The 944-nt window shown below is 57.6% G+C and carries 1 protein-coding gene and 1 pseudogene; both read right to left on the bottom strand.

All coding sequences use genetic code 11. The features are described 5' to 3' along the window. Positions 1-356 (bottom strand): annotated as a pseudogene (locus GSQ83_RS13510) (SHOCT domain-containing protein); the annotation flags it as partial. 443 nt (positions 357-799) lie between these two features. Beyond that, on the bottom strand, positions 800-943 hold the full coding sequence (locus tag GSQ83_RS13505) for a host attachment protein (protein ID WP_371418015.1): 144 nt from the start codon (positions 941-943) through the stop codon (positions 800-802). Position 944 lies beyond the last annotated feature (1 nt).

The raw sequence follows: 944 nt of genomic DNA, 5'->3' as shown, positions 1-944 counted from the left end.
TCCGGGAAGCAGGCGTAGTGCATGCCATTCTGCGATCCAGTTGACGAGGGCTGACCCAGCCCCTCCGGCCACCATGGCTTGGGCGAATCCTCTGCCACTGGCGGCGGTCCGTTGACCTCCTCTGCCTGGCGCGACAGCGCCGTGCAGAGCGCGTTGACCTTGTCCTTCAAGTCTACGTTGAACATGTCACCGACCTGTGTCATCCCGCCCGCTGACCATTGCCCCATGCCGCCGAGGTCCCGGTGGCTAAATTGCGCCTGTCGACCGCCGCCGCGACGGAGAGCCTCTCTCAAAACCTCGACTGCCTCAACGCTCACACTATATTTTGCCGCTAAGTCATCCAGCGTATCTGCCATTTGCTCCACTCGCTACATAACTAATTGCAAGAGCGCCTGCTTCTGTCGCTCCGTCGAAAGCCCGATTCCATAGGTCGGGCTTTGAATTCGAGCTTTCGACCTCCAGATCCCAAAACCTGATTTTGCGGTCTTGATCGATTCTGCGAGATATTATGCTATGTATCTACGCAAGTTGGATCCGGTCTCAGGCCGGCTTGGCGCCTGGGGCGCTGCACTTCACAAACTTCCCAGAGTTGTCACGGCAGTGAACCGTCGATTTAGCTGGGCACTTCATGAATTTCCCTTGCGCGTCACGGCATTGCGAGGCGAAAGCCGCCGGCGCTCCGACAAGGAAGCTGAAGGCAGTTACTGCGAGTAGCAGTCGACGCATGACATTGCTCCGTTGAAACTCATAGTTTGGCATAGACCCTTAGATGGAATGATGGGTTCAAACCCCCAGCACCTCACTTCCCGAAACGCTCGGCGATCGCGTGGTCGGAAATGTTGGTCAAGTCCTTGCTCAGGCTGCGAGTAAGCTTGGCTGCCGTCGCCTTGTTAAGTGCCTCGCGGATGTCGTGCAGGACGTGACCAGGGGCGGCCAAGACAATG

It is taken from the genome of Acidisoma sp. L85, from assembly GCF_009765865.1.
GTDB lineage: Bacteria > Pseudomonadota > Alphaproteobacteria > Acetobacterales > Acetobacteraceae > Acidisoma.
This window is presented reverse-complemented; position numbering and strand designations above follow the sequence as displayed.